This is a genomic window from Colwellia sp. KS18-150, from assembly GCF_057551365.1.
Genome location: NZ_BAAJMC010000032.1, coordinates 22316 through 29264, shown reverse-complemented (window position 1 = coordinate 29264; position 6949 = coordinate 22316). Strand labels below are relative to the sequence as shown.

Below are 6949 nucleotides of genomic sequence, written 5' to 3'. Positions count from 1 at the left end.
AACCTTACAAAAGTGAGGCCTTAATAGTTTTTAGCATGGTACATTTAATTTAACTGAACGCTACAGTTGGTACTGCATTGACTTTAATAGTTTAATCGTTGCCTTACTGCCCGAAAACTCAGTCATATGATTTCCCTCAAACTCAGCACTTACAGTTCCTTTAAAGCCTTTATCTACTAATATTTTTAATAATTGTGCATAAGCTATGGTTGATTCTTGGCCTTGCGCAGTAAAGTGATGTGCTTTAGCACTAACACCCCGAGTATACGGTGCAAGATCAATTATACCTTGTGTTCGATCGTAAAGTCGTGGCGGTGAAGTATTCCAGCCTCCCAGAAAAAAGTTGTCTAAATCCGCAAAAACACCGACATTTTTATGGTTAGTCATTTCCATTAGCATTGCCAACCAAGCCCCATTATTAGAAGCATGGCCATGGTTTTCCACCAAAACTTCCAATTGATATTGATGGCCTAGTTCACCTAATACTTGCAAGCTTTCCGAATTTTGCTGCAATTGCGCTAAATAAGTACCATCACCATAAGCGTTAACACGAATTTGACTACAACCTAGCTCTGCTGCAGCGTTAAACCAAGGCAAGTGGTTTTCTATAGCTTGTTGACGCCGTTCTTTTTTACTACTACCTATACTCCCCATCTCACCACACATTAATAATTTAAAACTAATACCATCATTTTTGGCTCTAGCTTTAAACTCATTTAACCAAGGTGTATCGTTAGCATGACCAAACCATAAGGTATTGGCTAAATCAACTTGATTAACACCTAGCTTTCTTGCTTGTTCTGTAATTTGTCGAGGATCCATCTCTCCTTTAAGTACTAGATCTGGCTCTGAATGTAGTGCTTTTAGATACCAAGGGTAATTATCACGGCTATTGCCAAAAATAGCGCGATGGAATGACCATTGTGATAAGGCAATATCAAATAAGGTTTTTTCGATTTTTACTGTATTTAAACTTTGACTAACATGTGTAGTTAAATCCGGTAAAAACAAACTCGTTGAAAATGATTTTAACAAGTTTTTCTCCGCATTGTAGGGGATTCAATAAGAGCTTTAGGTAAAAAAGCCCATTGTTAATGGGCTTTTTTACCTATATAAACGTTGGCTTACATATTAACTCGTACACCTAAAGTTAAACGACGCTCAGCATAAACACGGCCATCAACATGTGAATCCCATTGATGATAGTTTGTTTGCACTTCCTCAGTAAGATTAGAACCACGTAAACTTAAGGTTACATTATCATTTACGTCATAAAGAACAGAAGCATCAATAAAGTTTGTTGGCTCAGTATAATATGCAAAACTATAACCTCCGTCTGTTTTTATGCTTTGAAGCATTTTACTGCGATAATTCTGAGCAACACGTACTGACCACTCATCCTTTTCCCACCATAGCTGTACGTTAGTTTGATGTTTAGAGCTACCTATACTTGGTAAAGTATCGCCATAGTAATCACGACTGTCACCATCACCTTCGGGTGTATATGTATAATTAGTCGTTACACCAAACCCACTCCAAAATCCCGGTAGGAAATCAAAACCTTGCTGATATCCAACTTCAAAACCAGGATCACTCCATTTACCAGATGCATCAAAATTCTCTCTTGAATTAATCGGTACAAAACCAGTTTGTGTTTTTGTTGAGATATCATAACCACGAACAACACCATCACTATCAGTAATGTCATCACGTAGTACATCTCCTGAAATTGATTGTGTATTACCTTTCACGATAAATGCACCAACACTAAACAAGCCGGTATCACTGAAATACCATTCATAAGACATTTCAGCATTATCATTACGATAAGGTTTTAAGTTAGGATTCCCTCCTTGTGAGCCACCCGTAGCACAAAAAATAGTCTCGCCGGACGGAGTTTTAAGCTCACATGTTTTCACTCGATTAACACTTAAACCACCAGCTAAATTATTAGTATCTTGAGTCGAAATAGTCTCAGTATACGAAAATCTTAAGATTTGCTCTTCGGTTAAATTAAGGGCGACATTAATTGCAGGTAAAAAATCTGTATACTCGTTAATAGTAGTTTTTTGTACGCCAACCGGTTGTCGAATACCTGGTCCAATTAAATATTCTTGGCCATTAAATTCAGCAACGGTTCCTACTAATGCTTCACTTTGTAATATATCAAATTCTGTTTCAATGTATCGCGCACCAATATTCGCCGTATAAGATAAACCAGCTATTTCACCATCTAAATTAAATTGAAAATAAGCCGTTTTAGTGGTTTCCTCTACTTCATACATGTTAGCCGCATCTGGTACTAAAACATTAGTACCATAAATTTCTTCATGCCAAGCAATAGGATCTTTCACCGCATTATTGTCAATAAAATATATGGTACCTAAACCACTAGTACCATGAAAGTCAGTAACACCTTTAACCATGCCTTTTTCATTCAACTCAGTAAATGAAATAGGTTCAACATACGATTCACCTGTTACGGGTGCATCTGTTGCTGAATCTGCCCAACGTGCTAAAAAGGCATCGCCATATTCATTGGTACGCGCTATACCGCCATACCAACCTTGTTTTGTAACTACACGCTTACCATGACGTAAGCCAAAATCAACAGAAGAAAACATCTCTAACCATTTTGAGTCAAAATCGAATTCATAAGAGCCATCAATGCGGAGTATATCTAGTTCAGCATTACTATAGGTACCATTTAGGTTACTTGATTTATTGCTATAGCGATTTAAATTACTACCAAATTTCTCTGTAGAACCATCTTCAAGAATAACATCGTCAAATGCCCAATTCTGTGTACCGTTGGCATAATTAATACTCACAGGTATTTGAGTGAAATCGCCAGCTTCGGTACCGTCAGGCAAGTGAGCAGGAACCCCAGCATACCCCCATGGATTGGCATTACTGATAAATGCACCACCTGGGCCATGGTAAGTATCACCAATTTGAGAGCCATCTGTTATAAAGGAGTCTGCAGTGCTGTTTGTTCTATCGCCATTAGCTTCACCGTGAGCCCAACGGAAATTTAACGTTAGTGCATCCCCATTATCATAAGATAACTCTACGTTAGTATTTAACGCTTCTTTTTCATTAACAGTTGTACTTGATTGCGCTCTTATGGCTCTTGCTTGGTAATCAGCGGTTTGTACGGTATACAAATTACCTTCACCGATAATAAACTCATCGCCATCACGGGTAATTTGCGGATATTCAGTTACATTTCCAGGCGTATACCAACCGGTAACCCCAGTCCACGCTTGACTTGCCGTTAACGCGTTAGAGTATTCATATTCATCTAATTTAGTATAAAAAACATCGCCCGTGACTCTCCACTCGTCAGTAATTTGATACTGAATAGCAGCATTTACCCCAGTTCGGTCACGATCGATGAATTTGCTACCTGCTTGGTGGCCTTGGAAGCTATAATAAGAGTCATTAAAGTCACCATCACCGTTTACATCAATATTATCTTCAACAAAATTACTCGCTTCGGTCGCAATAAATGACCATCCGCCCCACTTACCTGGATTACCACCTTGTGAACCATTGGTATAATCGGCTAAGTGGCTATCTGATTTCGAAATATTGAGCGTAAAACCAAAGTCACTTTCGTTGTTAAAGCCAATAAATGCAGAAGCCGAACTATCAGTTTCGTCACCTAAAGAACCTTGTGTAACGTCAACATTACCTATCGCAGTCCAACCATCTTTAAGCATAAAAGGGCGATTAGACCTTAAATCGATAGTTCCACCTAAGCCACTTACGACATTTTTAGCCATTGATGACTTATAAACATCTGCGCCAGACAACATAGTAGATGGTACATCAGTAAAGTTAGCTTGCACATTGGTAATACTACCCGCGCTCAGCATTTGCTCACCATTTAATGTTGTAGCAATATTACTTTGGCCACGTATATTTACTGTTGCCCCTTCACCTGCGGAGCGGGTAATTTGAATACCAGAAATACGCTGCAATGAATCCGCAACTGTTGCATCTGGTAGCTTACCGATATCTGTCGCTGAAATAGAATCTACAACACTTCCAGCAAAACGTTTTGTGTTCATGGCTTCAATTAACGAACCACGAATACCGGTAACCTGAATTACCTCCATATCTTCTTCGTCATTTTGTACTTTTGCTGTAGCTTCTTCTGCAGCAAATACTGGTGCTGCACTTATTAATATACCGGCTACGATACTGGCAGACAGTAAACTCTTTTTAAATTCTTTACTATTGGAAGACATATTCATTCCTCTTTACATCAGATTAAACAATGTGATGGCTATGGAGTTGATATCGAGGATATCCCCCCATAATTCCATCACTTTTATTTGTTACTTATTAATTAATAAGTAATTATTTATTATTTATTATTCAAATAAAATTTTATCAATATGGAACTGTGCGTTAAGCTCTTCGGCATCAGCTCCTTTAAACACAACACCCAACCCTTTAATATCCAAACCGGCAAATGCAGATATATCAATCGTCAGCTCAACAGCTACACCATCAGTCATGTTAACAGCGCCGCCATCATTCCATGCCCAGTCACTATCCTTAATAAACACGGTTCCAGTAACTGCATCACCCGCATTTTTAACATATGCAGTTATCCTTAAAGTCGTTACATCGCCTAGTGAAATAGTAGGATATGTCTGTAACGCAATATCGTGACCTGTTGGCTGAAGGGTACCCGCTAATGAATATTCACCATCAGCAGCCCAGTCTTGCGATAGTTGAATACCGTCCACAGCTCCCCAATTATTTTGTAATTCAAACCCGGCAACGTCACCGGCAACACAGAAACCTTGATAAGCACCTGGTTCAACTCTTGGCGTATCTGCTGCTGTAGCACAATTTGGATCAATAACTACTGGGCCAGGTTCATCTACGGGGTCAGAGTCACCTATAGGGGTATTTGTACCACCTGGAATATCCTCAAGATTCAGCACACCGTCAAAAGAATAATTAGCGTCAATCGTTGCCGAATCAGTAACGCCATCAGGACCAATTAGAGAACTACTATTCCAAGTTTCAGAATTCCAAGTAATAAAGAATGACCACCAAGCTTCTTGTTCATGCATAGTAGCTACATTTGGAATAGTACCTGTTTCCGTTAATGCCACTAATTTTTCACCATCATGGCGATTTTTTAAGGTTGCATATTGGCTAGTAAAGGTAGCGCTGGCATCATTTTTCGGATCGGCATAGCCATCGTAACCAACAATATCAACATAGTTATCACCTGGGTACCAATCTTCACTTAATGATTTAGTATGGGTAAATACCCAAATTAAATTATCTAAACCATGAATTGTAGTCATGCGCTCATACATTAAGATCCATAATGTTTTTAATGCTTCAGGACCAGCTGCCCCCCACCAGAACCATGTACCTTCTGCTTCATGTAATGGTCGCCATAGTACTGGTACTCCCGCATCTTCTAGCTTTTGCAATTCAGTGGAAACAATATCAATATCATTTAATAATTCACCATATTCCGCACTATTTGTATCAGCTAACGCAGCTGCAAGGTCAAAAGTACTTCCTTCACCTGGCCTATTACTATCCGAATAAAAACTACCGGGTGAGCTTGGGTTACCACTTGGTGCGCGCCAGTGATGTAATATAGATACAATAATATTTTTTGCATCTTGCTCAGCAATAATTGACTCTGTTAGCCCTGTTGAATCGGTCGTCGACGTAACTGAGTAATCCATGAAATCAAAAGCAACAATTGCTGGGGCATCATCACCTGTTGCAGCAACAATTTTATTGTATTCTGTTAATGGAAATACATCCCCTACTTTGCTTGGAAATTCAGTTTGTCCTGTAAAGGTTGACATGCCGTAATTTTCTTGAAGTAACGACATTAAGTCTTTTGCTTCTTGAGTAGCATTGTCGTTAACAAGTGATGTTATCACAGCCTCGGGGCCATCTGGCTCTGCCGCTGGTAAGGTCATAATATAATCGACACGGTAGTAATTCCAACCACCACCAACTTCAATAATGTTATCACCTGCGTTTAATTGAATAACTCCAATTCTATATTCAGTAAACCCTGCTTCAGTTGCCGTAAATTCATAACCAACGCCATTTACCGATACTTTTGCACCTTTAGCGCTGTAAGGAGAAGCTATGCTGGCATAAAGTGAAACAAATTTTTCTTCGTCAGAATGTATGGTATATTCAACCGTTGCCCCTGCTGTCATATCAGCAGTATGGCTATCGCCTCTGGCTCCTGAAATATACTTATCGTGACCTTGAGTTACCGCCTCAACTCCCTTTAATACAGCATAAGTAGGATCTTCAATTTCGTAAATAAGTCTAGCGTCAGGATCATAGATTGTTATGGTCGTTTCAGCAATCAAGGCTGCGCCATCTTCATCCACAGCAATACTACCATCACTTTCGTATCCTGTAATTTCAAATACTAGGGCTTCAACTCCATCAACCATTGGTGCGGTAAATGAAATATTCGGTTGAGTCCAATCTTCAACCCCTTCAATAGCAGTACCACTTTTTTGAGACCAAAGGATAGTTTGCCCTGTTGTTGTACCGATTAAACGACCTTGCAAAGAAGCCTGTGCTCCTACTTGAAATTCATTACCGTCTCCAGCAATAATCCCTAAAGGTCTATGTTCTGGAGTATACTCTACGGTTTCTATATTTAATGATTTCTCTTCAACACAACCGGCAAGCCCCCCTGATAATGTTGTGGCTAGTAGTATCGTACCAACAGCTCTTAAATTAAGTTTATTATTCATAGTACACCTCGTGTATCCCCATTTTTTGTTATAAATTATTTGTGGATTTTACCTTACAATAACTGAACCGGTTCACCTACATCTAAATAAAATACCAGTACATCTTTAAATAACAAAGGTGAACCGGTACAATACAAAACTAATCTAAATGATTTTATTTATTTTTACAA

3 protein-coding genes are annotated in these 6949 nt (G+C 39.0%); all 3 read right to left on the bottom strand.

The genetic code is table 11. The features are described 5' to 3' along the window. Positions 1–60: 60 nt before the first annotated feature. The 3 genes from AC27IF_RS19630 to AC27IF_RS19620 all read right to left on the bottom strand — a co-directional run bounded on the left by AC27IF_RS19630 (position 61) and on the right by AC27IF_RS19620 (position 6779). Positions 61–1035, bottom strand: a complete 975-nt coding sequence (locus AC27IF_RS19630; RefSeq protein WP_487056047.1) for a sugar phosphate isomerase/epimerase family protein — start codon at positions 1033–1035, stop codon at positions 61–63. An 89-nt stretch (positions 1036–1124) separates the two neighbouring features. Next, a complete protein-coding gene (locus AC27IF_RS19625; protein WP_487056046.1) occupies positions 1125–4256 on the bottom strand; it encodes a TonB-dependent receptor in 3132 nt (1043 codons plus the stop codon). A 126-nt stretch (positions 4257–4382) separates the two neighbouring features. Continuing rightward, complete coding sequence (locus AC27IF_RS19620) at positions 4383–6779, bottom strand: glycosyl hydrolase (RefSeq protein ID WP_487056045.1); 2397 nt, start codon at positions 6777–6779, stop codon at positions 4383–4385. Positions 6780–6949 lie beyond the last annotated feature (170 nt).